Origin of the sequence: Faecalibacterium sp. OM04-11BH, assembly GCF_003482185.1 — a bacterium.
Classification (GTDB): domain Bacteria; phylum Bacillota; class Clostridia; order Oscillospirales; family Ruminococcaceae; genus Faecalibacterium; species Faecalibacterium tardum.
In genome coordinates this window covers 57,738-81,665 of the sequence record NZ_QULS01000007.1, presented here as the reverse complement: position 1 = coordinate 81,665, position 23,928 = coordinate 57,738, and the positions used below count along the sequence as shown (strand labels likewise).

Annotated in this window: 22 protein-coding genes; 16 read left to right on the top strand and 6 right to left on the bottom strand. The window is 59.4% G+C overall.

Going from position 1 to position 23,928, the window contains the following annotated elements; translation table 11 throughout:
* Nucleotides 1-95: 95 nt before the first annotated feature.
* The 3 genes from DXB44_RS07980 to yfcE form a co-directional block, all read right to left on the bottom strand.
* The gene (locus tag DXB44_RS07980; RefSeq protein WP_118658344.1) at nt 96-1,028 is read right to left on the bottom strand and encodes a carbohydrate kinase family protein; all 933 of its coding nucleotides are present in this window, start codon (nt 1,026-1,028) and stop codon (nt 96-98) included.
* Between the two features lie 175 nt (nt 1,029-1,203).
* On the bottom strand, nt 1,204-2,157 hold the full coding sequence (pyk, locus tag DXB44_RS07975) for a pyruvate kinase (RefSeq protein WP_097779905.1): 954 nt from the start codon (nt 2,155-2,157) through the stop codon (nt 1,204-1,206).
* A 274-nt stretch (nt 2,158-2,431) separates the two neighbouring features.
* Nucleotides 2,432-2,977, bottom strand: a complete 546-nt coding sequence (gene yfcE / locus DXB44_RS07970; protein ID WP_118658343.1) for a phosphodiesterase — start codon at nt 2,975-2,977, stop codon at nt 2,432-2,434.
* Between the two features lie 346 nt (nt 2,978-3,323).
* Between yfcE and DXB44_RS07965 the strand changes: the two genes are divergently transcribed.
* From DXB44_RS07965 to gpmI, 15 genes are all read left to right on the top strand, one after another.
* Nucleotides 3,324-4,658 (top strand): MATE family efflux transporter, encoded by a 1,335-nt coding sequence (locus DXB44_RS07965; protein WP_118658342.1) that lies wholly within the window; start codon nt 3,324-3,326, stop codon nt 4,656-4,658.
* A 131-nt stretch (nt 4,659-4,789) separates the two neighbouring features.
* Complete coding sequence (locus DXB44_RS07960; RefSeq protein WP_055185379.1) at nt 4,790-6,181, top strand: sodium:alanine symporter family protein; 1,392 nt, start codon at nt 4,790-4,792, stop codon at nt 6,179-6,181.
* Nucleotides 6,182-6,271: 90 nt separating this feature from the next.
* Nucleotides 6,272-7,513: an aminopeptidase gene (locus tag DXB44_RS07955; protein WP_118658341.1), complete on the top strand. Its 1,242-nt coding sequence runs from the start codon at nt 6,272-6,274 to the stop codon at nt 7,511-7,513.
* 147 nt (nt 7,514-7,660) lie between these two features.
* Nucleotides 7,661-8,146, top strand: a complete 486-nt coding sequence (gene rimP, locus DXB44_RS07950; RefSeq protein WP_005922338.1) for a ribosome maturation factor RimP — start codon at nt 7,661-7,663, stop codon at nt 8,144-8,146.
* 56 nt (nt 8,147-8,202) lie between these two features.
* Nucleotides 8,203-9,309 (top strand): transcription termination factor NusA, encoded by a 1,107-nt coding sequence (gene nusA, locus DXB44_RS07945; protein WP_118658340.1) that lies wholly within the window; start codon nt 8,203-8,205, stop codon nt 9,307-9,309.
* Between the two features lie 33 nt (nt 9,310-9,342).
* Nucleotides 9,343-9,642, top strand: a complete 300-nt coding sequence (locus DXB44_RS07940; protein ID WP_118658339.1) for a YlxR family protein — start codon at nt 9,343-9,345, stop codon at nt 9,640-9,642.
* Nucleotides 9,626-10,003 carry a hypothetical protein gene (locus tag DXB44_RS07935; RefSeq protein ID WP_005922333.1) on the top strand — a complete coding sequence of 126 codons (378 nt, stop codon included), beginning with the start codon at nt 9,626-9,628 and terminating at the stop codon, nt 10,001-10,003. The genes DXB44_RS07940 and DXB44_RS07935 overlap by 17 nt, the downstream gene beginning before the upstream one ends.
* On the top strand, nt 10,000-12,477 hold the full coding sequence (infB, locus tag DXB44_RS07930) for a translation initiation factor IF-2 (RefSeq protein ID WP_118658338.1): 2,478 nt from the start codon (nt 10,000-10,002) through the stop codon (nt 12,475-12,477). Before DXB44_RS07935 ends, infB begins: the two co-directional genes overlap by 4 nt.
* 205 nt (nt 12,478-12,682) lie before the next feature.
* Nucleotides 12,683-13,075 (top strand): 30S ribosome-binding factor RbfA, encoded by a 393-nt coding sequence (gene rbfA, locus DXB44_RS07925; protein WP_015538188.1) that lies wholly within the window; start codon nt 12,683-12,685, stop codon nt 13,073-13,075.
* A 17-nt stretch (nt 13,076-13,092) separates the two neighbouring features.
* Entirely contained in the window at nt 13,093-14,082 is a 990-nt protein-coding gene (locus tag DXB44_RS07920; protein ID WP_118658337.1) for a bifunctional oligoribonuclease/PAP phosphatase NrnA, read from the top strand.
* Nucleotides 14,082-14,966, top strand: coding sequence for a tRNA pseudouridine(55) synthase TruB (gene truB, locus DXB44_RS07915; protein ID WP_118658336.1), 885 nt, complete (start codon nt 14,082-14,084; stop codon nt 14,964-14,966). The genes DXB44_RS07920 and truB overlap by 1 nt, the downstream gene beginning before the upstream one ends.
* A gap of 21 nt (nt 14,967-14,987) precedes the next feature.
* Complete coding sequence (ribF, locus tag DXB44_RS07910; protein WP_118658335.1) at nt 14,988-15,905, top strand: riboflavin biosynthesis protein RibF; 918 nt, start codon at nt 14,988-14,990, stop codon at nt 15,903-15,905.
* Between the two features lie 299 nt (nt 15,906-16,204).
* Nucleotides 16,205-17,413: a phosphoglycerate kinase gene (locus DXB44_RS07905; protein WP_055185372.1), complete on the top strand. Its 1,209-nt coding sequence runs from the start codon at nt 16,205-16,207 to the stop codon at nt 17,411-17,413.
* A 103-nt stretch (nt 17,414-17,516) separates the two neighbouring features.
* Complete coding sequence (tpiA, locus tag DXB44_RS07900; protein ID WP_097779917.1) at nt 17,517-18,287, top strand: triose-phosphate isomerase; 771 nt, start codon at nt 17,517-17,519, stop codon at nt 18,285-18,287.
* Nucleotides 18,288-18,470: 183 nt separating this feature from the next.
* Nucleotides 18,471-19,997: a 2,3-bisphosphoglycerate-independent phosphoglycerate mutase gene (gene gpmI / locus DXB44_RS07895; RefSeq protein ID WP_118658334.1), complete on the top strand. Its 1,527-nt coding sequence runs from the start codon at nt 18,471-18,473 to the stop codon at nt 19,995-19,997.
* A gap of 93 nt (nt 19,998-20,090) precedes the next feature.
* Here the strand turns inward: gpmI and DXB44_RS07890 are convergent, their stop codons facing one another.
* From DXB44_RS07890 to aroF, 3 genes are all read right to left on the bottom strand, one after another.
* Nucleotides 20,091-21,173, bottom strand: a complete 1,083-nt coding sequence (locus DXB44_RS07890) for an FAD:protein FMN transferase (protein WP_118658333.1) — start codon at nt 21,171-21,173, stop codon at nt 20,091-20,093.
* Nucleotides 21,170-21,592: a DUF3783 domain-containing protein gene (locus DXB44_RS07885; protein WP_118658332.1), complete on the bottom strand. Its 423-nt coding sequence runs from the start codon at nt 21,590-21,592 to the stop codon at nt 21,170-21,172. Before DXB44_RS07885 ends, DXB44_RS07890 begins: the two co-directional genes overlap by 4 nt.
* Nucleotides 21,593-21,854: 262 nt before the next feature.
* Nucleotides 21,855-22,868 carry a 3-deoxy-7-phosphoheptulonate synthase gene (gene aroF / locus DXB44_RS07880; protein WP_015538196.1) on the bottom strand — a complete coding sequence of 338 codons (1,014 nt, stop codon included), beginning with the start codon at nt 22,866-22,868 and terminating at the stop codon, nt 21,855-21,857.
* A gap of 208 nt (nt 22,869-23,076) precedes the next feature.
* Here aroF and ybaK point away from each other — a divergent pair, with 208 nt between their 5' ends.
* Complete coding sequence (ybaK, locus tag DXB44_RS07875) at nt 23,077-23,559, top strand: Cys-tRNA(Pro) deacylase (protein WP_005922304.1); 483 nt, start codon at nt 23,077-23,079, stop codon at nt 23,557-23,559.
* Nucleotides 23,560-23,928 lie beyond the last annotated feature (369 nt).

Sequence of the window (23,928 nt, the reverse complement as noted above, 5' to 3'; positions counted from 1 at the left end):
GCTGCTTGCCTGCGCCCTCATCAGTCACCTGCGGTGACAGCTTCCCCCGACCGGGGGAAGCCTTTTTTCGGAAAATTGATTTCCATTTAAAATCGTCAGTCCACCACCGGTACATCCAGCCCGAACTCCTGCGGGCGGAAGCGGGGACAGACGTTCTCGGTGATGCAGATGACCGAAGCGGCAAGACGGCTGCCGATCTCGCAGGATTCTGCCAGCGTTTTGCCGTAGGTCAGGCCGATGACCGTGCCGGCAAAGAAGGCGTCCCCCGCGCCGGTGGTGTCCATGACGTCCACCTTTTTGGCGGGTACGATGCCGCAGTCACCGTCTGCACAGGCGTATACCGCGCCCTGCCCGCCCATGGTCACCACCATGCTGGGAATGTTGGCGCTGCGCACGTTGCCCGTGAGCACCCGGCACATCTCATCCGGGGAGAGGTGGTCGTAGTCGTCCGAGAACAGCAGCCCGGCCTCCTGCTGGTTGCATACAAAACAATCGATCTGCTGCAAAAAATCCCGCCGCTCCATGGCGATGCTCATGTTGGAGACTGCGGCAAACACCTTTTTGCCGCACTTTTTAGCGTAGCGCAGGGTCTGCTTCACCGTCTCCTTTTCAAGGTCCAGCTCCAGTGCAATGGAATCGCAGTCTGCAAAAATGGCGTCGCCCTGTTCTTGCAGAAGGCCGGTCAGCGGGGTGGTGTCCGGCCGTTTGGAGATGGCGGCGTGCACATCGCCATCGTTGTCAAAAATGGCCAGCCATGTGCCCATGCCGTCCGGCACTTTCTGGATAAAGCGGGTGTTGACCTTGTGCCTTGCCAGCTTGTCGATGACGTCCTGTCCCATGCCGGTGTCGTCCACCAGACCCACAAAGGTGGGGCGCAGCTCTACGTTGGCGATATCCTCCACCACGTTGCGGCTCACGCCGCCGTGTACCTGCTCGATGCGTCCGGCGTTGCGCCCGCCGGGGATATAGGTGGAAAGGGGATAGCCCTTGATGTCCACAAAAACAGCTCCGATGACTACGATGCCCATAAACGATAAACCTTTCTGACTTCAGTTGATTTTACCTGTATTATACAGGAAGCAGACAAAAGATGCTATCCTTTTGCGGAAAAATATCTCTCGGTCACGCCCCCTTTCCGTGAAAAAGGGCTTCCGAAAAGTCCGCAGACTTTTCGGAAGCCCAAATAAAAAATAATTCTTTCTCTTACATCGCCGTGCGGGCGGTGCGCACCAGATACTCCATGGCCTGCACCGGGTACTGCCCGGCGGCGGTCTCGCCGGTGAGCATCAGGCTGGATGCGCCGTCCAGTACGGCGTTGTAGATGTCGCTCACCTCGGCGCGGGTGGGCACAGCCCGGGTGTGCATGCTGTCCAGCATCTGGGTCACTACCATAAAGGGTACTCCGGCTGCCCGGCAGGCGGCAGAGAGCTGCTTCTGGCAGCGGGGCAGCTCCCACAGGGGCATGGCGTTGCCAAGGTCGCCCCGGGCAATGACCACCTCGTCTACCAGCGGCAAAAACTCCGGCAGTGCCTGCACGCCCGCAAGGTTTTCAATTTTGGCAAGAATTTTCAGCTGCGGCGCACCGGCCTTTGCCAGCGCCTGCCGCAGGCTGCGGATATCCGCAGCGCCGCGCACAAAGGGCAGCATGACCCCGGTAACGCCGCAATCGGCGGCGATAGCGAGGTTCTCCTTGTCCTCGGTGGTCAGGGTGGGCATCTGGATATCCGCCCCCGGCGCTGCCAGACTTTTGCGGCTTTGCAGCACCCCGCCCCGCACTACGGTGCACACGAGTGCTTCCGGCTCTGCGGTGTCCACCCGTGCCAGCAGCTTGCCGTCATCCAGCAGCAGCTCCTGCCCGGGCTGAACGCCCTGCACCAGCGCGGCAGGGCAGGGGATGCCCTGCGCGCCCAGACACACGGTCTGCCCGGCGGTCAGGGACAGCGGCTGCGGCAGACGGCCGATGCGCAATTCCGGCCCCTGCAAATCGATGAGCAGCTTTTTGACCCCGGCTTTGCGCAGCAGCGCCAGCCAGTCCTCGTGCGCTGCCAGCGGGCCATGAGAAAGGTTCATACGGATGCCGGTCATACCGGCTTCCACCATCTGCTGCAAAAGCTTTACATCGGCACAGGCAGGGCCGATGGTTCCGTAAAAATCCATAATTCCTCCTGCAATTCGCGTTTTCTTTCTATTGTAGCATGACGGCGCTGCAAAAGATAGTCCGGCTGCGCATAAAAAAAAACACCGGAAGCTGATGCAAAGCCTCCGGTGCCTTTTTATGATGCCTTATGGGGTTTACTGCTACACATTGCACCGCCTGCGTTCAGTACAAAGCTTACAGCTCCCTCTATTTTTAAAGGTTGTACTTAGTTTACAGCATTTCGGGCATTTCGTCAAGGGCTTTTGCAGGCAAAAAAGGAATATCACAACATTATCACAACTGCAGCTGGTGGTAGCACGCACCCTCCATGGTCTTCCAACAGGCGGTGCTTCCCTCCAAGGTCATGTAGCTGTGGGCGGTGTTTTCCTTGGGAATGCTCACGGAGCCGGGGTTCAGGTAAAGGCTCCCCTGTCCAAAGGTTGTCCATGCGGGCACATGGGTGTGACCGTGGAGCAAAATATCCCCCGGGGCAAGGGGCGGCAGATGATTCAGGTTGAACACATGGCCGTGGGTGACGTAGACCAGCCGCTGCCCCACCGGCAGCACGGCGTAATCCGCCAGCACCGGGAAATTGAGCACCATCTGGTCTACCTCGGCGTCGCAGTTGCCGCGCACACACAGCAGCTTGGGCGCAAGGCTGTTTAGCAGCGGAATCACCTTTTTGGGGGCGTAATCCCGGGGCAGGTCGTTGCGGGGGCCGTGATAGAGCAGGTCTCCCAGAAACAGCAGGCGGTCGGCCTGCTCCCGTTCAAAGGCCTGCTGCAGCTGCTGCGCATAATAATAGGAGCCGTGCAGGTCTGATGCAATCATCCATTTCATATATAATGCCCTCCCTCAGAGCCGGTTTGCCTTATTGTAGCGCCTGCTGTAAAAATGGTCAAGTGATTACAAAAGTCATACTTTTACACCAAAACCCCTTGACACAGCGCAGAGGATATGGTATTCTGCTAGGGTTGCAGTGCGCAAGTGCGCAGGCTGCATATCGCGGACAGCTGCCGCGATCATAAAAACTGTGTGGATTTTTACAGCAGAATTGCTACTTTTCGCCACACAATGACCTTCCAAGGGTCATTGTGTGGCTTTTTTGTGCGCCGGAAACCGGCTGCAAGTCGATGCTGTGCCCGCCATATTTTTACTTTTTACAGATAGCAGGTGAAATTTTTCAATGAACGAAACTTTTATGAAGGAGAAGCCGGTGCTGCCGCTGCTGCTTTCGATGGCACTGCCCAACGTGATCTCCATGCTGGTGAATAGCCTCTACAACATCGTGGACAGCCTGTTTGTGGCACGCATCAGCGAGGACGCCATGACTGCTTTAAGTCTGGTGTTTCCCATCCAGAACTTTTCCAACGCCATTGCCATCGGCTTTGGCATCGGCATCAACGCCATGATCGCGCTATATCTGGGCGCGGGCGACCGCGAAAAGGCCGAGATAGCCGCCACCCACGGCTTTGTGCTCAGCCTTGTGCACGGCGTGGTGATGATGGCGGTCAGCATTGCCATCATGCCCGGCTTTCTGCGCCGCTTTACGCAGGACGAGGCGCTGATTGCCGCCGGCATCACCTATTCCACCATCGTGTTCCTGTTTTTGGTCGTGAACATGGTCTCGCTGGCCTTTGAAAAGATCTTTCAGGCGGTGGGCCGCATGAAGGTGTCCATGGTCGCCCTGATCACCGGCTGCGTGTGCAATATTCTGCTGGACCCGGTGCTCATCTTCGGGCTTGGGCCGGTGCCTGCCATGGGCATTGCAGGCGCGGCACTGGCTACCGGCATCGGTCAGGTGCTCAGCGTGGTAGTCTACCTTGTGGTCTACCTGCGCACCGAGCTGCCGGTGCGGCTGCGCCGCAGCTGCCTGCACCCGGACATGGTGCTGGACGGCAGACTGTACGCCATCGGCATTCCGGCCATCCTGAATCTGGCGCTGCCTTCACTGCTGGTCACCTTCCTTAACGGATTGCTGGCGGCTTTTTCTCAGAGCTATGTGGTGGTGCTGGGCATCTATTATAAATTGCAGACCTTTTTGTATCTGCCCGCCAACGGCTTCGTGCAGGGCATGCGCCCCCTTATCGGCTATAACTACGGTGCGCGGGAGCACGCCCGGGTGAAAAAATTGTTCCAGCTGACCCTGCTCATGAGCGCTGCCATCATGGCGGCGGGCACTGTCATCTGTCAGGTTGCTTCCGGGCAGCTGATGGGGCTGTTCACCCAGAACTCCGAAACCATCGCCGCCGGGCGGACTGCCTTGCGCATCATCAGCATCGGCTTTGTCATCTCGGCGGTCTCCACCACCGCTTCCGGTGCACTGGAGGGGCTGGGCAAGGGCGCAGAATCGCTGGTCATTGCCCTGTGCCGGTACGTCGTTTTCATCATGCCGCTGGCTGCACTGCTGTGTAACTGGCTGGGCGCAGATGGCGCATGGCACGCCTTCTGGCTTACCGAGGTGCTGGCAGCGGTGGTCTCCGGCATCGTTTACCGCAGGGCGGTCACACATAAAAAATAAGAATTTCTGATAGGGGCGTTTCATAACGTCCCTATTTTTCATTGACACTACGGGAAAAGTACGGTAAAATAATTTTCGTGTTTTGACAAAAACTGTCAGTGCGCAAGATATTACAGAGGATGTGGAAGTATATGATCGAGACCATTGCCGCCGTCAATCAGGCGGTGAACAGCTTTATCTGGGGCATCCCCGCCATGGTGTGCATCATTGGCGTGGGGCTGCTGCTCAGTGTCCGCACGGGCTTTTTGCAGATTCGTAAATTCCCCTACGCCATCCGCACCACCGTGGGCCGGATGTTCCGCAAGCGGGACGCCTCGGACGGTGCCATGACCCCTTTTCAGGCGGTGTGCACCGCGCTGGCGGGCACGGTGGGCACCGGCAACATTGCCGGTGTGGCGGGTGCTATTGCCATCGGCGGCCCGGGTGCCGTGTTCTGGATGTGGTGCTCTGCGCTGCTGGGTATGTGCACCAAGTTTGCCGAGGTAACGCTGGCCGTGCATTTCCGGGAGCGCAGCGACACCGGCGAGTGGGTGGGCGGCCCGATGTACTATATTAAAAACGGCCTTGGCCGCCGCTGGCAGTTTCTGGCCGTGCTGTACGCGCTGTTCGGCGTGCTGACCGTGTTCGGCACCGGCAACGCAACGCAGGTAAATACCATCGTGGCGGCGGTGGATACCGCCCTGCTGGAATACGGGCTGGTGGGCGGCAGCTTTCTGCCCACCCTCAACCTCATTGTGGGCATCCTTGTGGCGGTGCTGGTGGCACTGGTGCTGCTGGGCGGCATCAAGCGCATTGGCAGCGTAAGCGAGAAGCTGGTGCCCTTTATGGCGCTGTTCTACATTGTGCTGTCGGTGGGCGTGGTGGTGCTCAACTTCTCCCGCCTGCCCTACGTGCTGGAATCCATCGTGGCGGGCGCGTTCAACCCTGCTGCCTTTACCGGCGGCACCATCGGCAGTCTGTTCGTCAGTATGCAAAAGGGCGTTTCCCGCGGCATCTTTTCCAACGAGGCCGGTCTTGGCACCGGTTCTATAGCCCATGCCTGCGCCGACACCAAAAAGCCGGTCAAGCAGGGAATGTTTGGTATTTTTGAGGTGTTTGCCGATACCATCGTCATCTGCACCCTGACCGCGCTGGTCATCCTGTGCAGCGGCACCCAGGTCAGCTACGGCGCAGCGGCGGGTGCTGAGCTGACCATCTCCGGCTTTACCACCACCTACGGCGGCTGGGCGTCTATCTTTACTGCCGTGGCGCTGTGCTGCTTTGCCTTTTCCACTATTATCGGCTGGGGTCTGTACGGCTCCCGCTTTCTGGTGTTCCTGTGCAAGAGCAACAAGGTGGCGCGCCCCTTCTTTGTGGTGTATGCTCTGGTAGCCATTCTGGGCGCTACCATGGACCTTGGTCTGCTGTGGAGCATCGCCGACACCTTCAACGGCCTGATGAGCATTCCCAACCTCATTGCATTGCTGCTGCTTTCCGGCACGGTGGTGCAGATGACCCGCGCCTTTTTTGAATCAGAAGGGTGAGCGGCAGCGCTGCCCATAGTGGACAGAAACGCAGGAACGCGGTATACTGAGAAAAAACAACGGTGGCTATGCACCACAGGAGGTTCTAACGTGGAAAACTTTAACGAATTGCTGCAAAAGTATGCAGATTTTATCGTCCGGGTGGGTGTGAACCCGCAGCCGGGACAGACCCTGATCATCAACTGCCCGCTGGAGGGTGCCCCGCTGGCACGGCTGTGCGTGCGCAGCGCCTACGAGGCCGGTGCGCGGGACGTGCAGGTGAACTGGCAGGATGACGCCGTTACCCGCATCCGCATGGAGCTGGGCAGCGAGGGCGCCCTGACCGACCACAAGGGCTGGCAGCTGCGCCGCTATCTGGACTACGCCGAGAGCGAGGGCGGTGTGTGCGTGCTGCACCTCATCGCGGACGACCCGGAACTGTTTGCCGGGCTGGACGGTGCCAAGATCAGCCGGGTGAACAGCGCGAACCGCAGCTTTATGCAGCCGTGGCGGGAGTACACCATGAACGACCGGGTGCAGTGGTCCATCGCCGCTCTGCCCGCAGAGCCGTGGGCAAAGAAGATGTTCCCGGAGCTGGACACTGCCGCCGCCATTGAAGCACAGTGGAAGCTGATCTTTGATACCTGCCGTGTGACCGGCGGCGACCCGGTAGGGGAGTGGCAGAAGCATCTGGACCGCCTGAACGAGCTGGGCGCAAAGATGAACGCCCTGAATCTGGAAAGCGTGCATTTTGAAAGCGCCAACGGCACCGACCTGACTGTGGGTCTGGCGGAACAGGCCGTGTGGGAGAGCGCCGGCAGCAAAAACGAGAAGGGTGTGCCCTTCCTGCCCAACATCCCCACCGAGGAGGTGTTCACCGCGCCCCATAAGGATAAGGTGGACGGCATCGTTTACGGCACAAAGCCCTACGTCTTTAACGGTCAGCTCATCAAGAATTTCCATGTCACCTTTAAGGATGGCAAGGTGGTGGAGCACGGCGCCGACGAGGGCGCAGATCTGCTGGGTCAGCTGCTGGACACCGACGAGGGCGCACGCCACATCGGTGAGGTGGCACTGGTGCCCGCTTCCAGCCCCATCAACCGCAGCGGCAAGCTGTTCTACAACACCCTGTTTGACGAGAACGCTGCCTGCCACATCGCCTTTGGCGACAGCTACCCCGGCACCACCGTGGGCGGCACCGGTCTTTCCAAGGAAGAGCTGGCAGCCCGCGGCATGAACCACTCCTCCCTGCACGAGGACGTGATGATCGGTGCAGAGGACAGCCGCATCACCGGTAAATGCCGCGATGGCCGCACCGTGCCGCTGTTTGAAAACGGCGTCTGGGTGCTGTAAAAAGCCCCAAAGGGTGCGCAACTGCAAAAAAATTGCGAAAATGCTTGCATAAATCGCAAGAGTATGCTATATTCTAGTAGTACGATATAGTTTAACCTGAAACGTGGGCCGCAAGGTCCGCGTTTCTTGTTTGTTTGGAGGTTTTTTATGGCGAAGCAGTCTGGCGGCAACACCGCGCAGAGAGTGGAAGCGCTTGTCCGTCCCACGGTGGAAGGCATGGGTCTGCGCCTGTGGGATGTGGTTTTTGAGAAGGAAGGGCCGGACTGGTATCTTCGCATCCTCATCGACCGGGACGGCACCATGGATACTGACACCTGTGCAGAGGTGTCCCACGCACTGGACCCCATTCTGGATGAGGCAGACCCCATCGACCAGAGCTATTATCTGGAAGTGGGCAGCCCCGGCCTTGGCCGCAAGCTGACCCGCCCGGAGCACTACGAGGCACTGAAGGGCCAGAAGGTGCGGGCAAAGCTCATCCGCCCCAACGCCGACGGCGTGCGGGAGCTGTCCGGCATCCTGACCGGCCGCGAGGGCAGCACCGTGACGCTGGAAACCGAGAACGGCCCCGTGACCTTTGAGGTGAATGCAGCCTCCGGCGTGCAGCTGTGCGACGACGAGGATCTGTTCAACTGAGAAGAACCGTCTCTGAGAGAGAAAAGAGAACAAAATATATAGGAGGAACCCGAAAAATGACAGCAGAGAATAAGGACTTTTTTGAAGCGCTCTCCATGCTGGAGCATGAGCGCGGCATCACCGCAGAGTACCTGATCGAAAAGATCAAGGCGGCTATCATCATTGCCGTCAAGAAGAACTATGAGGTCGAGGAGGATCACATCCGGGTGGAGATCGACCCCGACACCGGCCGCTTTGATGTGGCACTGATTCAGGACATCGTGGCAGACGAGGACTGGTACGACGAGCACGCCGAGATCGGTGTGACCGAAGCACGCAAGATCCGCAGCAGCTACGAGGTGGGCGACCGCATCATCACCCCGCTCAAGACCCGCGATTTTGGCCGTATTGCCGCCCAGACCGCAAAGCACGTCATCCGTCAGGGCATCCGCGAGGCCGAGCGCAACCAGCAGCTCAGCGAGATCCAGTCCCGCGCACACGATATCGTGCAGGCCACCGTTACCCGCGTGGATACCGAGAAGGGCATCGTTGCGCTGGATCTGGGCAAGGGCGGCGAGGCTGTTCTGCCCCGCAACGAGCAGGTGCCCGGCGAGGTGTACACCGAGGGTGAGACCCTGCAGGTCTACATCGTGGATGTGGTCAGCACCGAGCGCGGCCCCCGCGTGATGATCAGCCGCACCCATCCCGGCCTTGTCAAGCGCCTGTTTGAGCTGGAAGTGCCCGAGATCTTTGACGGCACTGTGGAGGTAAAGGCCATCAGCCGCGAGGCCGGTGCCCGCACCAAGATGGCTGTCTGGTCCAAGGACCCCAACGTCAACCCTGTCTCCGCCTGCATCGGCGAGCACGGCGCCCGCGTGGCCGCTGTTGTGGAAAAGCTGGGCGGCGAGAAGATCGATATCGTCAAGTGGAGCGAGGATATCTCGGAGTTCATCTCCGCAGCCCTGAGCCCCGCCAAGGTGGTCAAGGTAGAGCTGCTGCCCGGCGAGACCCGCTCCTGCCGCGTCACCGTGCCCGACCAGCAGCTGAGCCTTGCCATTGGCAACAAGGGTCAGAACGCCCGCCTGTGCGCCCGCCTGACCGGCTACAACATTGATATCCGTCCCGAGAGCGGCTACTACGGCGAGGACGAGGAGCCCAAGAAGGACGCAGCAGACGCTGAATAAGCCCGGCACCATCTGCCGAAGGAGGGAAACCGGATGGCACAAAAAAAGATCCCTGCCCGCCAGTGCATCGGCTGCATGACCAGCCGCCCCAAAAAGGAACTGGTGCGCGTGGTGCGCGCACCCAGCGGGGAGATCAGCATCGATCTGGTAGGCAAAAAGCCGGGGCGCGGCGCATATCTCTGCCCGAACTCGGACTGCCTGACCAAGGCAAAAAAGAAAAAGGCGCTGGAGCGCTGCTTTGAGCAGCCGGTTCCCGCCGAGGTATACGACGCGCTGGCTGTACAGCTGGCCGCAGCCACAAAGGAGGCCGCAGCCGATGGCAAAAAAGAATAACGCCCCCGCAAAACCCAAGCTGCCCCCGGAGGAAGCGCTGTATCAGGCCGTGAGTCTGTGCCGCAAGGCCGGTGCGCTGACCATGGGCTTTGATGCCGTAGAGGAAGCCTGCGTCAAAAGCAAGGCATGGCTGGTGATGACCGCATCGGACATCAGCCCTAAGACTTTGCAGCGTTTGAACTACGCCGTAGGGGACTTGGTGGACGTGTTCACCATGCCGCTGACACAGGATAAGCTGGCCGATATCAGCCACAAGCCCGTGGCTGTTTACGCGGTGACCGACCGCAACCTCGCAAAGCTCTGCTTCGACCGTCTGTCGGACTGCGGAGCAATCAAAAATGAGGAGGATATGAGCGAATGATCGTAAAATATAAAGTGAGTGACTTTGCAAAGGATCTGAACCTTTCTGCAAAGAAGGTGCTGGACGAGCTGGCCGCTATGGGCAGCACCGGCAAGAAGAACAGCTCCAATCTGGAGGAGAACGAGCTGAACTACCTGCTGGAAAAGTTCAGCAAGGCAGGCAGCGTGGCAAATCTGGACGAGTTTTTGAACAGCGCCAAGGCTCCCAAAGAGGAGCCCAAGGCCGAGAAGAAGGCTGACCAGAAGGTCGAAAAGAAGGCTGAGAAGAAGCCCGAGGCTCCCAAGGCTGACAAAAAGCCCCAGCAGCCCGCCGCAAAGGCCGAGCAGCCCAAGGCAAATAATAACAATAACGGCAAGCACGGCGACAAGAAGCCCGAGCAGCACAAGAAGCGCGAGGAAAAGACCGTTTCCTTCAGCGAGCTGGCACGCGAGACCGGCGCAAAGGCTACTGCTGCCCCCGCACAGGCTGTTTCTGTCCGCCGTGAGGACAATCAGGTCACCGTGGATACCCGCACGGTGGATATGAACGTGGATCGCTTTGATGCCCGTTACGATGATCTGGCCTCGACCAAGAACACCGAGAACCGCCGCAAGCCCACTCCGCAGGGCAACAAGCAGAAGTTCACCCAGCGCGGCCAGCGCCAGCGCCAGCAGTTCCAGAAGGGCAAGCGCGAGACCGAGTTCGAGCGCCTGCAGCGCATCCAGCTGGAGAAGGCACGCAACGCCCAGCTGAAGGTGATGATCCCTGACGAGATCACCGTGGGCGAGTTGGCTGCCCGCCTGAAGCAGCAGGCTGGCAAGGTCATTGCCAAGTTCATGCAGATGGGCGAGATGCACGCCATCAACGACGTGATCGATTTCGATACCGCAGCTCTGCTGGCAGAGGAGTTCCACGCAAAGGTCGAGCATGAGGTGCACGTTACCATCGAGGAACGCCTGTTCACGCAGGAAGAGGATGCACAGGAGGATCTGGTGGAGCGTCCCCCGGTGGTCTGTGTCATGGGTCACGTTGACCACGGCAAGACCAGTATTCTGGATGCCATCCGTAAGACCAACGTCACCGCAGGCGAGGCCGGCGGCATCACGCAGGCCATCGGTGCATATCAGGTCAAGATCAACGACAGCCTCATCACCTTCCTGGATACCCCGGGCCACGAGGCGTTCACCTCCATGCGTGCCCGCGGTGCCAACATGACCGATATTGCAGTTCTGGTGGTTGCTGCCGACGACGGCATCATGCCCCAGACCATCGAGTCCATCAATCATGCCAAAGCTGCAAATGTCAAGATTATCGTGGCAATGAACAAGATGGATAAGCCCACCGCAAACCCCGAGCGCGTGATGGAAGGCCTGACCAAGTACGGCATCATCACCGAGGACTGGGGCGGCGATGTGGCCTGCATCCCGGTGTCTGCCCTGACCGGCATGGGCATCAACGACCTGCTGGAGCGCATTGCTCTGGAAGCTGAGGTCATGGAGCTGAAGGCCAACCCCAACCGCCGCGCCAAGGGTGCGGTCGTCGAGGCCCGTCTGGACAAGGGCCAGGGCCCCATTGCCACCATTCTGGTGCAGAACGGCACCCTGCACTCCGGTGATGTCATCATCGCCGGTACCGCCGTGGGCCGTGTGCGTACCATGCGCAACGACAAGGGTCAGCTGCTGACCGATGCCGGCCCCTCCACCCCTGTGGAGATCACCGGCCTGACCGCCGTGCCCGAGGCCGGCGACCTGTTCGAGGCTGTTGAGGACGAGCGTCTGGCCCGTGAGCTGGCCGAACAGCGCGTTGCTGCCGCCAAGGAGAAGCAGTTCTCCTCCTTCCAGAAGGTCACGCTGGATAACCTGTTCAGCCAGATGGCACAGAACGACATGAAGGAACTGGCCATCGTGGTCAAGGCTGACGTGCAGGGCTCTGCCGAGGCTGTGAAGCAGAGTCTGGAGAAGATCTCCAACGATGAGGTGCGTGTGCGCGTCATCCACGCCGGTGTCGGCGCCATCAGCAAGTCTGACGTGGATCTGGCCGATGCCTCCAACGCCATCATCATCGGCTTCAACGTCCGCCCGGACAACGTGGCCAAGGAAGAAGCCGCTGCCACCAAGGTGGAAATGCGTATGTACCGCGTCATTTACGACGCCATCAACGATGTCACCGACGCTATGAAGGGTATGCTGGCACCCAAGTTCCGCGAGGTCGCTCTGGGTGAGCTGCAGGTGCGTCAGGTGTACAAGATCTCCAACGTGGGCACCGTTGCAGGCTGCCGCGTGACCAGCGGCAAGATCACCCGCGACAGCAAGGTGCGCGTGGTGCGTGACGGCATCGTCATTGCCGAGGACGAGATCGCATCCCTGAAGCGCTTTAAGGATGACGCCAAGGAAGTGGCCGAGGGCTACGAGTGCGGCGTGACCCTGGAGAAGTTTGCGGACGTCAAGGAAGGCGACGTGTACGAGGCCTTCAAGATGGAAGAGTACCACGACTAAGCAAAAACCGAATATATAACAGCTTCCCGGCAGAAAAGGCTTCCCCCGGACGGGGGAAGCTGTCGAACGAAGTGAGACTGATGAGGGCGTATCTTTCGCAGGTGTGGAGCGTGCGCCCTCATCCGTCGTTTTGGCAGACAAATGCCGCCTTGCCCCGGCCGGGGCAAGGCTTTGGGAAGCTGCCGGACAGAATTTGGAGAAAACTATGTCTCAGAAAAATATGGGCCGTCTTGCGCAGGATATGAAGCGCGAGGTCATTGCCATCATCGGCCGGCTGAAGGACCCGCGGCTGGAGGGCGGTCTGCTGACCGTCACCCGTCTGGACGTGACGCCGGATCTGGATGTGGCAAAAGTGTATGTAAGCGTGATGGGCCGCGCAGACGGCCCCAAGCCCGCTATTGAAGCGCTGAACCGTGCCGCAGGCCATGTGCGCACCGAGGTCAGCAAAAAAATGCACATCCGCAAGGCACCCCGCTTCATCTTTGTGGAGGATGACGGTGCCGCCTACGCCGCCCACATCAACGAGCTGCTGCGCAGCCTGAACGTGAACGGCGAGGAAGAAGCACAGCCTGCCGATACCGAACAGACCGAGGACTGACTGCCTTTGCGGAAAGGATGGATCATTGGATGACAGAACAACTGGATGTGCAGCAGATGGCGCAGCGCCTGCTGACTGCGGACAACATTTTGATTCTGTGCCACAAAAACCCGGACGGTGACACCATCGGCTGCGGCAGCGCCCTGTACTATGCGCTCAAAGCGCTGGAAAAAACAACGGCGGTGCTCTGCTCCGATGCCATTCCGTCCCGCTATGCCTTTACAAACCCACGGCTGTTCAAGGGCGAGTTCGAGCCCCGCACTGTGATCGCGGTGGATGTGGCCGGTTTGCAGCTGTTTGGCGAAAATAACGGTGTGCCGCAGTTTGTGCGCCATGTGGACCTGTGCATTGACCACCACGCGGGCAACAACGGCTATGCCGATTTTACCCTTCTGGATGCCGGTGCCGCTGCGGCAGCAGAGCTGCTGTATCAGGTCATCGTGGAGATGGGGGTGACTATCACCCCCCACATTGCCGACTGCCTGTACACCGGCATTGCCACCGACACCGGCTGCTTCAGGTTCTCCTCCACCACAGCCAACACCCACAAGGTGGCTGCAAAGCTTATTGAAGCCGGTTGTCATGTGGAGGAGCTGAACACCCTGCTCTTCGACACCAAGCCCCGTGCCCGCATGGAGGCCGAGCGCATCGCCCGCAACCATCTGGAGTACTATCTGGACGGTCGCTGCGCCCTGATCTACCTGACAAGGGACGAGATCCGGCAGAGCGGGGTAGACCCCGCAGATCTGGAGGAGCTGACCAGCCTACCCATCAGCATCGAGGGGGTCAAGGTGGGTCTGACCCTGCGCCAGCAGCCCGGCGGCAGCTACCGCATCAGCGTGCGCACCGCAAAGGGCGTGGATGCCTGCGCTATTGCCCGGCGTCTGGGCGGTGGCGGCCACACCCGCGCAGCGGGATGTGAGCTGCTGGGCGACCTTGAAAACGCCAAAAATGCGATCCTTGCAGAGGTGGAAGCCGAGCTGGACGCACCGCAGGAGGAAGCATGATGCAGGGCATCCTGATCGTAGACAAGCCCATGGACTGGACCAGCTTTGACGTGGTGGCAAAGCTGCGCGGCGTGCTGGGCACCCGCAAGCTGGGACACAGCGGTACGCTGGACCCCATGGCCACCGGTGTGCTGCCGGTGTTCTGCGGCGGTGCCAGCAAGGCGGTGGATCTGCAGCTGAACCACGACAAGACCTACCGCGCCACCCTGCGCCTGGGCGCACGCACCGATACCGGCGATAGCACCGGCACGGTGCTGGAAACTGCCCCTGTCACCGCCGGGGAAAAGGAACTGCTGGCTGTACTGCCGCAGTTTATCGGCCCGCAGATGCAGGTACCGCCCATGTACTCCGCAGTCAAGATCAACGGCCAGCCGCTGTATAAGCTGGCGCGTGAGGGCGTGACCGTGGAGCGCAAGGCGCGCCCTATTGAAATTTACGGTATCGAGTACGGCGGCAGTCCGGCAGAAAACGAGTATGTACTGACGGTGCGCTGCTCCAAGGGCACCTATATCCGCACCCTGCTGGAGGACATCGCCGCCGCCATGGGGCAGAAGGGCACCATGAGCGCTCTGCGCCGCATTGCTGCCGGTCTGTACACCGAAGCAGATGCCCACACGCTGGAAGAAATTCTTGCCGCAAAGGAGCAGGGGAGCGCTGCACTGGAAGCACTGATGCTGCCGGTGGAAAGCGTGTTCACCCCGCTGCCGCTGCTGATGGTGGAGCCGTGGGTGGAGCAGCACCTGTACAACGGCTGTCCCACCAGCCGCTACCCCGCAGCAGACGGACGCTACCGGGTGCGCAATGCCGCCGGGCAGTTCCTTGGCCTTGCCAACATCACCGGCGGGGTGCTCCGGGTGGAAAAACTGTTCGTGGAACGTAATTGAGCAATAAAGGAAACAAGACCCATGCAGATCATTTCTCAGTTTGCCCCGCTGCCGCTGGCACAGCCTGAAAAAGGCACCGCCGTGGCAATGGGCTACTTTGACGGCATCCATATCGGCCACCGGGCGGTGATCGAAGGGGCGGTACAATGGGCAAAGACCCATGATGCAGCTCCGGCGGTGTTCACCTTCCGCCTGCCGGTGGAAAATAAAATGAAGGGCAAGCGCCTGCTCTCCACCGAGGATAAGCACGCTTTGATCCACAGCCTTGGGGTGGAGTATTACCTCACCCCGGACTTTGAGGCGATCAAGGCGCTGAGCCCGGAGGAGTTTGTGCGCGGCATTGTGGAAAACTGCCACGCCCGGGCGCTGTTCTGCGGCGAAAACTTCACCTTTGGTGCAAAGGCTGCCGGTACGCCGGAGCTGCTGCGCACCCTCTGCGCCCCTCTTGGGGTAGAAGTAGTGGTGGTGCCCATGGCACAGTTTGAGGAAAAGCCGGTGTCCTCCACCCGCATCCGCACTGCGCTGGAGGGCGGGGATATCCCCGCCGCCAACGCCATGCTGGGCATGCCCTATGCCATCCGCTTTGCGGTGCAGCACGGGGCAGGGCTGGGGCACACCCTCGGGGTGCCCACCATCAACCAGCTGTACCCGCAGGGTTTCCAGATGCCCCGCAGCGGCATTTATATCACCCGCACCTGCATCAACGGGGTGTGGTATCCTTCGGCCACCGGTCTGGGCAGCCGCCCTACTGTGAACGATGACGCCACCAAGGTGACCTGCGAGACCTTTATCCCGGGCTTTTCCGGCAACCTGTACGGCACCGACCCGGTGGTGGAGTTCTACGCTTACCTGAGCCCCAGCAAAAAGTTTGATACGCTGGACCAGCTGCGGGATTGCATCAACGATGCCGCCCGCCGCGCACAGGAGTATTTTGCATAACGCCTGAATAGCGGAAAAAATTATTTTTATTTGGGGTCGAGAAACGCCTGTGGGCGTTTTTCGACCCCTTTTGTCGTGAAGGAAAACAGTATTTCCGGCGTCTGCGGGCAGAAAAAACCACACTTCGGGCAAAATAGACACATTTCCGTGCAACAATGGCAAATGTTTGTTAAACAATTATCTATCTCATATCCTTGCAATGCACGCAGTTTTTGTTTATAATAGTAGCTGTACGGGGCAAAGCCCCGATTGTGAGCGAGACTCTGGTTCAGAATTATAATTTGAGAGGAGTTTTTACCATGGGTTTAGGTAAGAAGACGATCGACGATCAGAACTACTGCGGCAAGAAGGTGCTTGTCCGCTGCGATTTCAACGTCCCGATGAAGGACGGTGTCATCACCAACGAGAACCGCATCAACGCAGCACTGCCCACCATCCAGAAGCTGGTCAACGATGGCGCTAAGGTCATCCTGTGCAGCCATCTGGGCAAGCCCAAGAACGGCCCCGAGGCTAAGTTCAGCCTGGCTCCCGTTGCTGTGGCTCTGAGCGCAAAGCTGGGCAAGACCGTTGTGTTTGCTGACGACGACAACGTTGTGGGCGAGAACGCAAAGGCTGCTGTGGCTGCCATGAACAACGGCGACGTCGTTTTGCTGCAGAACACCCGTTTCCGCAAGGAAGAGACCAAGAACATGCCCGAGTTCAGCGAGGAGCTGGCTTCTCTGGCTGACGCTTATGTGGACGACGCCTTCGGCAGCTGCCACCGTGCACACTGCTCCACCGCAGGTGTCACCGACTACATCAAGGATACCGCTGTCGGCTACCTGATGGAGAAGGAAATCAAGTATCTGGGCAACGCCGTCAACGACCCCGTCCGTCCCTTCACCGCTATTCTGGGCGGCGCTAAGGTCGCTGATAAGCTGAACGTCATCTCCAACCTGCTGGAGAAGGTCGATACCCTGATCATCGGCGGCGGCATGGCTTACACCTTCGTCAAGGCTCAGGGCTACGAAGTGGGCAAGAGCCTGTGCGACGACACCAAGCTGGACTACTGCAAGGAAATGATGGCTAAGGCCAAGGAGAAGGGCGTCAAGCTGCTGCTGCCTGTGGATGCTGTCTGCATCAAGGACTTCCCCGATCCCATCGACGCTCCTGTGGACGTCACCGTGGTGCCTGTCACCGCTATCCCTGCTGACATGGAGGGCTGCGACATCGGCCCCGAGACCATGAAGCTGTTTGCTGACGCTGTCAAGGCTTCCAAGACCGTTGTCTGGAACGGCCCCATGGGCGTGTTCGAGAACCCCACTCTGGCAGCTGGTACTCTGGCTGTTGCCAAGGCTATGGCTGAGAGCGATGCTACCACCGTCATCGGCGGCGGCGACAGCGCAGCAGCTGTGCAGCAGATGGGTCTGGGCGACAAGATGACCCACATCTCCACCGGCGGCGGCGCTTCTCTGGAGTATCTGGAGGGCAAGGAGCTGCCCGGCATCGCAGTTATCCAGAACGCATAATTTTTCCGGCATCACAATGGGTGCGGCGGCATTTACGCCGCCGCATCTTTTCTTTTTGTGCAGGCAATTTGTAAATATTTACGAAGGTAAGGAGAAAATAACAATGGATAAGGCAAAGCGCAAGGCTATTATCGCTGGCAACTGGAAGATGAACAAGACCGCCTCCGAGGCTGCTGTTCTGGTGGACGAGCTGATCCCCGCTGTGAAGGACGCTACCTGCGAGGTGGTCATCTGCACCCCGTTTACCGATCTGGTCACCGCTGTGGCTAAGACCAAGGGCACCAACATCCATGTTGGCGCCGAGAACGTCCACTTTGAGAAGTCCGGTGCTTTCACCGGCGAGATCAGCGCCGATATGCTGGTGGATCTGGGCGTGGAGTACGTCATCGTCGGCCACTCTGAGCGCCGTCAGTACTTTGCAGAGACCGACCAGACCGTCAACAAGCGCGCGCTGGCTGCCCTGAACGCCGGCCTGAAGGTCATCCTGTGCGTGGGCGAGAGCCTGCAGCAGCGCGAGGAGGGCGTTACCGAGGAGCTGGTTCGTATGCAGACCAAGATCGCTCTGCGTGACGTGACCGCCGAGCAGATGGCAAACGTTGTCATCGCCTACGAGCCTGTCTGGGCCATCGGCACCGGCAAGACCGCTACCGCTGATCAGGCAGAGGAAGTCTGCGCTCAGATCCGCAAGGTGGTGGGCGAGCTGTACGGCGAGGCTGTGGCAGAGGCTACCACCGTGCAGTACGGCGGCAGCATGAACGCCAAGAACTGCGAGGAGCTGCTGAGCAAGAAGGACGTGGACGGCGGCCTGATCGGCGGCGCATCCCTGAAGGCTCCCGACTTTGCAGTCATCGTCAATGCAGCCACCAAGGGCTGAGCAACTGCCTTTTCTTAATTAGCTGTTTCAGCGCCCGGCTGCGCCGTTTTTTCAGCGCTGAGCCGGGCGCTGATCTGTTTTTACAGCAGCCGCTCGGGTGTTATGCACCCGCAGGCTGTACCCGCGGGCAGGGCGCTTAGCCTTGCCCGCAACGCGTGATAAATTCAAAGGAGATTCAATTTTATGGCAAAGAAACCTGTTCTTCTGTGCATCATGGATGGCTTCGGCTGGGTGCCGAACGAGACCTTCGGCAACGCCGTTGTGGCTGCCAAGACCCCCCATCTGGATGCTCTGATGGCAAAGTACCCCATGACTACCATCGATGCTTCCGGCATGGCTGTCGGTTTGCCCGACGGCCAGATGGGCAACTCCGAGGTCGGCCACACCAACATGGGCGCAGGCCGCATCGTGTACCAGCAGCTGACCCTCATCACCAAGTCCATCCATGACGGTGAGATGCTCAAGAACCCTGTGCTGGTCAAGAACATGAAGGCTGCTATTGAGGCCGGTAAGGCCATCCACCTGATGGGTCTGGTGGGCACCGGCGGCGTGCACAGCCATGCCGACCACTGGTTTGGCGTGCTGGAAATGGCAAAGCATCTGGGTGCAAAGGAAGTTTACCTGCACTGCATCACCGACGGCCGCGACACCGACCCCCACTCCGGCAAGGGTTTCCTTGCTGACCTGCAGGCCAAGCTGGATGAGCTGGGCGTGGGCAAGATCGCCAGCGTTTCCGGCCGTTACTACGCTATGGACCGTGATAACAACTGGGACCGCGAGGAGAAGGCCTACGCTGCCTTTGTCTACGGCGAGGGTGAGCATGCTGCCAACGCTGCCGAGGCCATCGAGGCTTCCTATGCTGCAGACAAGACCGATGAGTTTGTGCTGCCCTGCGTCACCTGCGAGGGTGGCCGTGTGCAGGATGGTGATACCGTTATCTTCATGAACTTCCGCCCCGACCGTGCCCGCCAGATGACCCGCATCTTCTGCGACGATGCCTTTACCGGCTTCGAGCGCCGCGGCGGCCGCAAGCAGGTGAACTACGTCTGCATGGCTGAGTACGATGCTACCATGCCCAACTGCGAGGTTGCTTATCCCCCGGTGGAGCTGAAGAACGTTCTGGGCGAGTATCTGTCTGCCCACGGCAAGACCCAGCTGCGCATTGCCGAGACCGAGAAGTACGCTCACGTCACCTTCTTCTTCAACGGCGGTGTGGAGGCTCCCTACGAGGGCGAGGACCGCTGCGTCATCCCCAGCCCCAAGGTTGCCACCTACGATCTGAAGCCCGAGATGAGCGCCCCTGAGGTCGCTGCCGAGTGCGTCAAGCGCATCGAGAGCGGCAAGTACGATGTGGTGATCCTGAACTTCGCAAACTGCGATATGGTCGGCCACACCGGCGTGTTCGATGCTGCTGTCAAGGCCGTTGAGGCTGTGGATACCTGCGTGGATCAGGTGGTCACTGCTGTGCTGAACGCCGGCGGCTGCGCTTTCATCACCGCTGACCACGGCAACGCCGAAAAGATGATGAACCCGGACGGCACCCCCTTCACCGCCCACACCACCAACGTTGTGCCCTTTGTGGCAGTTGGCTGCGGTGATGTGAAGCTGCGCGAGGGCGGCTGCCTGGCCGACATTGCACCCACCATGCTGCCCTATATCGGCCTGCCCGTTCCCGCCGAGATGACCGGCAAGAGCATCATCGTGGAGTGATGCCTGTGCGGCTGAGTGCATGAACAACTAGCATAGAAAAAGCGAGCCATCGTGCGGTTTTCCGCGCGGTGGCTCGCTTTTTGCATATAGTGTTTACTTTTTCAGGTGGCTGTCCCAGCCGCTGGAGGTGGTGGCCTGCTTATCGGGCGTGCACCACATGGCCTCTACGTCGTCCAGCGATTCCACTAGCTTCTGCCCCTCTTCCAGCGGCATACAGAACAGGGCGGTGGTCAGGCAGTCTGCCATGCCGGAGTCCGGGCACAGCACGGTGACGCCGTTGTAGTAGGCAGCGGGCCACAGGGTATCCGGGTCGATAATGTGATGATAGCGCTTGCCGTCCACCACAAAGTAGCGCTGGTAGTCACCGCTGGTCACCAGCGCAAGGTCGCTCATGTTGATGGGCGAGCCGAAGATGGAGTTGGTGTTGGTATACACCTCCGAGGCGTTCCACGGGTTCTCCACACCGCCTGTCCACTGGCTGCCGTCCGGCTTTGTGCCGATGGCGCGCAGGTTGCCGCCTACGCTCACCAGTGCGCTGGTCAGGCCCCGGGCTTCGGCGGCGCGGCAGACCATCTCCACGGCGTACCCTTTGCCCACACTGCCCACGTCCAGCGACATCTCCGGGTCGGACAGGTAGACCGTTTTGGCATCCTCGTCGATGACAAGGTCGTTGATATTGCAGTGCCGGGCAGCGGCTTCCAGCTCCTCCTGTGTGGGCAGGGTGTTGTCGGCGTCAGAGGCGTTCTGTTCGGCAGCTTCGCGGTAATCGTGCCAGATGCCCAGCACGCTGCCCATGGCAATGTTGATCTTGCCGCCGGTCAGTTCGTACATCTGCTGTGCCAGCTCCAGCATGGAGAGGATGCGATTATCTACCTGTACCGGGGCTTTGCCGGCGTTTTCGTTGATGGTCTTAACGTTCACAACGCCGTCGTAGTCGTTGTAGATATCGTAGAGCTGGTTGTAGACGATCAGATCCTGATGCAGCGCCTGCATCTGGGTGTTGAACGCTTCCTCGCTCTCGCAGTAGGCGATGACCTGCGTCACCGTGTCGAACACATCATAAAAGATGGTGGTGTACCGGGTCAGCTCCTTTTTGGGCTTGCAGCCGACCAGCAGGCCAAGGCTCAGCACTGCCGCCAGCAGTGCAGCGGTTATGCGGGTGATGCGGCTCTTCATACGGTCTGGCTCTCCTTTGCGGCGGTAAAGGCGGCGTGCTCCTCCTGCAAATGCGCCAGCAGGTCTGCAAACATCCAGTTGCGGTTTGCGGGGGTGACCACCGCCTTGAGCGGGATGGTCACCTGTGCCTGCCGCATCAGGTCCAGCAGGGTGTCCACGTCCTTATCACGGAAGTTTGCCAGCACCAGCGCCGGGGGATAGGCGCCCGGCTCCAGCACCAGTGTTCTGGGGGCTTTTACCTCCACCTCGCCCAGCAGCTGGGCAACGGTCTTGCCCGCATCGGCGGGGGAAACGAGCAGCAGCTTCATGCCAAAGGCGGGTGCCATGCCCTCCAGCTTGCCCCGGTCGGCGGGGGAAAGGTTCCAGCCCAGCGCCAGCGGCACTCCGGCGTTCTGGTTGCGTGCAATGTGTGCTTTCATCTTTAAAACCTCTTTCGGCAGCGTTTTTTCAAAATACACCATAGTATACCATAAAACCCGTGAAAAGAAAATGAAAACCCGCCGGTGCACAGAAATCGGGGGTATTTAAGGTAAAATGCTGCTTGCCTGCGCCCTCATCCGTCTGCTTGCTTCGCGCGCAGCCACCTTCCCCCGACCGGGGGAAGGCTTCCGGCAAAAAAAGGACTGCTGAACCCGGTCGGCACAGCAGTCCCTGCGTATAACAATATTCTTTCGGGCAGGCTCAGTTCATTTTTTTGCCGAAGAACTCCACCTCTTTGCCGATGAACTGCATCAGCGCATCGAACTGATCCGGGGTCAGGCTCTGTGCGCCGTCGCACTTGGCCTTGGCGGGGTTGTTGTGCACCTCGATCATCAGACCGTCGGCACCAGCGGCGACCGCAGCTTTCGCCAGCTCCGGCACCATCCATGCGTGGCCGCAGGCGTGGCTGGGGTCCACCACCACCGGCAGGTGGGTCATCTTGTGCAGCATGACCACACCGGCAAGATCCAGCGTGTTGCGCATACTGGTCTCAAAGGTGCGGATGCCGCGCTCGCACAGGATGACGTTCTCGTTGCCCTCTGCCATGATGTACTCGGCGCTCATCACGAACTCTTCCAGCGTGTTGGCAAGGCCGCGCTTGAGCAGCACCGGCTTTTTCTGGCGGCCAACAGCCTTGAGCAGCTCAAAGTTCTGCATATTGCGGGCACCCACCTGGATCAGGTCCACGTTTTCAAACAGTGGCAGGTGCTCGGTGTTCATGATCTCAGTCACAATGGGCGAACCGGTGGCGCGGCGCGCCAGCTTGAGCAGATCCAGACCCTCGCTGCGCATACCCTGAAAGGAGTAGGGGGAGGTGCGAGGCTTGAAGGCACCGCCGCGCAGCAGGGAAGCGCCTGCCGCCTTTACCCGCTGGGCGCAGTAGGTGATCTGCTCCTCGCTTTCAATGCTGCACGGCCCGGCGATGACCGCAAAGTTGCCGCCGCCGATCTTGACACCCTCTACGTCGATAACGCTGTCGTCCGGGTGGAATTTGCGGTTGGCTTTTTTGTAGGGCTCGGACACGCGGCGGCAGGTCTCCACCACCGGATTTGCCAGCACCCAGCTTTCCGCAATGGCCTTGGTGTCGCCGATCAGACCCAGAATATGGGTGTCGCTGCCCTTGGAATCGTTGATCTGCAGCCCCATATCTTCCAGCTCGTGGCAGAACTCGCGCACCTGTACGTCGGGTGCATCCTGTTTGAGTACGATGATCATAGTATTTTGTCTCCTTTGCCTTTTTCTATCCTGTGAAACGGCGAGGGAGACCGGCTCCTTTGCCGCAGCTTGCAGTGTCAAACTTCAGTGCTCTGAAGTGTGTGACGCTATGATATCACTTCACGAAACTGAAGTCAAGAGAAATTTTGAATTTTTTCCGAAAAAGTGGTAGAATAGAAACAGAGCAAATGTAAAAGAGGGAATAACAATGGGAAAAGAAGCTAAAACCAACGCAATGCGCATTCTGGAACGGGAAAAGGTGGCCTATACCGCCCACGAGTACCCCCACGAGGAGGGGGTGGCTGTGGACGGCGTGACCGTAGCCGCCAGCATAGGCGAGGACCCCGCCTGCGTTTACAAGACGCTGGTAACGCAGGGTAGCAGCAAAAACTATTTTGTGTTCGTCATTCCGGTGGCGGCAGAGCTGGACTTAAAGGCCGCAGCCCGCAGCGTGGGCGAAAAGAGTGTGGCAATGATCCATGTGGCGGATATCAATAAGGTGACCGGCTATGTGCGGGGCGGCTGCAGCCCGGTGGGCATGAAAAAGCAGTACCGCACCGTCTTTGACGAAAGCGTGCTGACCCAGCAGAAGGTCTACGTTTCCGGCGGGCGCATCGGCACGCAGGTGTGCTGCGCCCCGGCGGATCTGATCCGCGCTGCACGCGCCGCCACCGCAAAGATCATTTTTTAAAAATCCGGCGCGATATCTGGGATACATCAACACAGCCTTTACATAAAATATACCTGCCGCATAAGTCATACTTAAAAAGAAAAAGGATGGCGAAACTGCACAAAACTTTCGAAAGTTTTTTGACGGCATGGGAACACAAGGGAGAATTTGCCCAAACGCTCTTTGCAAAGCGGTTTTTTTGCCGTAAACTGTATCTAGTACAGGGACGATGCCCCAAAAAACGGGCTTGCATCGCCGCCTGAAAAAACGCTTGCACAGGAAACTGCGGAGGGAAACTTCAATGATGCTGCTGGTGCCGGGTCGCATGGAATGGGGTCACATTCACTGCAATCAGGGGCATGGTGCAACCTTGTGCAAAATGCGCGGACA

Coding starts and splice junctions, on each gene's coding strand:
- DXB44_RS07980 (WP_118658344.1), bottom strand. CDS start 1,028: ATGGGCATCGTAGTCATCGGAGCTGTTTTTGTGGACATCAAGGGCTAT.
- pyk (WP_097779905.1), bottom strand. CDS start 2,157: ATGGATTTTTACGGAACCATCGGCCCTGCCTGTGCCGATGTAAAGCTT.
- yfcE (WP_118658343.1), bottom strand. CDS start 2,977: ATGAAATGGATGATTGCATCAGACCTGCACGGCTCCTATTATTATGCG.
- DXB44_RS07965 (WP_118658342.1), top strand. CDS start 3,324: ATGAACGAAACTTTTATGAAGGAGAAGCCGGTGCTGCCGCTGCTGCTT.
- DXB44_RS07960 (WP_055185379.1), top strand. CDS start 4,790: ATGATCGAGACCATTGCCGCCGTCAATCAGGCGGTGAACAGCTTTATC.
- rimP (WP_005922338.1), top strand. CDS start 7,661: ATGGCGAAGCAGTCTGGCGGCAACACCGCGCAGAGAGTGGAAGCGCTT.
- nusA (WP_118658340.1), top strand. CDS start 8,203: ATGACAGCAGAGAATAAGGACTTTTTTGAAGCGCTCTCCATGCTGGAG.
- DXB44_RS07940 (WP_118658339.1), top strand. CDS start 9,343: ATGGCACAAAAAAAGATCCCTGCCCGCCAGTGCATCGGCTGCATGACC.
- DXB44_RS07935 (WP_005922333.1), top strand. CDS start 9,626: ATGGCAAAAAAGAATAACGCCCCCGCAAAACCCAAGCTGCCCCCGGAG.
- infB (WP_118658338.1), top strand. CDS start 10,000: ATGATCGTAAAATATAAAGTGAGTGACTTTGCAAAGGATCTGAACCTT.
- rbfA (WP_015538188.1), top strand. CDS start 12,683: ATGTCTCAGAAAAATATGGGCCGTCTTGCGCAGGATATGAAGCGCGAG.
- DXB44_RS07920 (WP_118658337.1), top strand. CDS start 13,093: ATGGATCATTGGATGACAGAACAACTGGATGTGCAGCAGATGGCGCAG.
- truB (WP_118658336.1), top strand. CDS start 14,082: ATGCAGGGCATCCTGATCGTAGACAAGCCCATGGACTGGACCAGCTTT.
- ribF (WP_118658335.1), top strand. CDS start 14,988: ATGCAGATCATTTCTCAGTTTGCCCCGCTGCCGCTGGCACAGCCTGAA.
- DXB44_RS07905 (WP_055185372.1), top strand. CDS start 16,205: ATGGGTTTAGGTAAGAAGACGATCGACGATCAGAACTACTGCGGCAAG.
- tpiA (WP_097779917.1), top strand. CDS start 17,517: ATGGATAAGGCAAAGCGCAAGGCTATTATCGCTGGCAACTGGAAGATG.
- gpmI (WP_118658334.1), top strand. CDS start 18,471: ATGGCAAAGAAACCTGTTCTTCTGTGCATCATGGATGGCTTCGGCTGG.
- DXB44_RS07890 (WP_118658333.1), bottom strand. CDS start 21,173: ATGAAGAGCCGCATCACCCGCATAACCGCTGCACTGCTGGCGGCAGTG.
- DXB44_RS07885 (WP_118658332.1), bottom strand. CDS start 21,592: ATGAAAGCACACATTGCACGCAACCAGAACGCCGGAGTGCCGCTGGCG.
- aroF (WP_015538196.1), bottom strand. CDS start 22,868: ATGATCATCGTACTCAAACAGGATGCACCCGACGTACAGGTGCGCGAG.
- ybaK (WP_005922304.1), top strand. CDS start 23,077: ATGGGAAAAGAAGCTAAAACCAACGCAATGCGCATTCTGGAACGGGAA.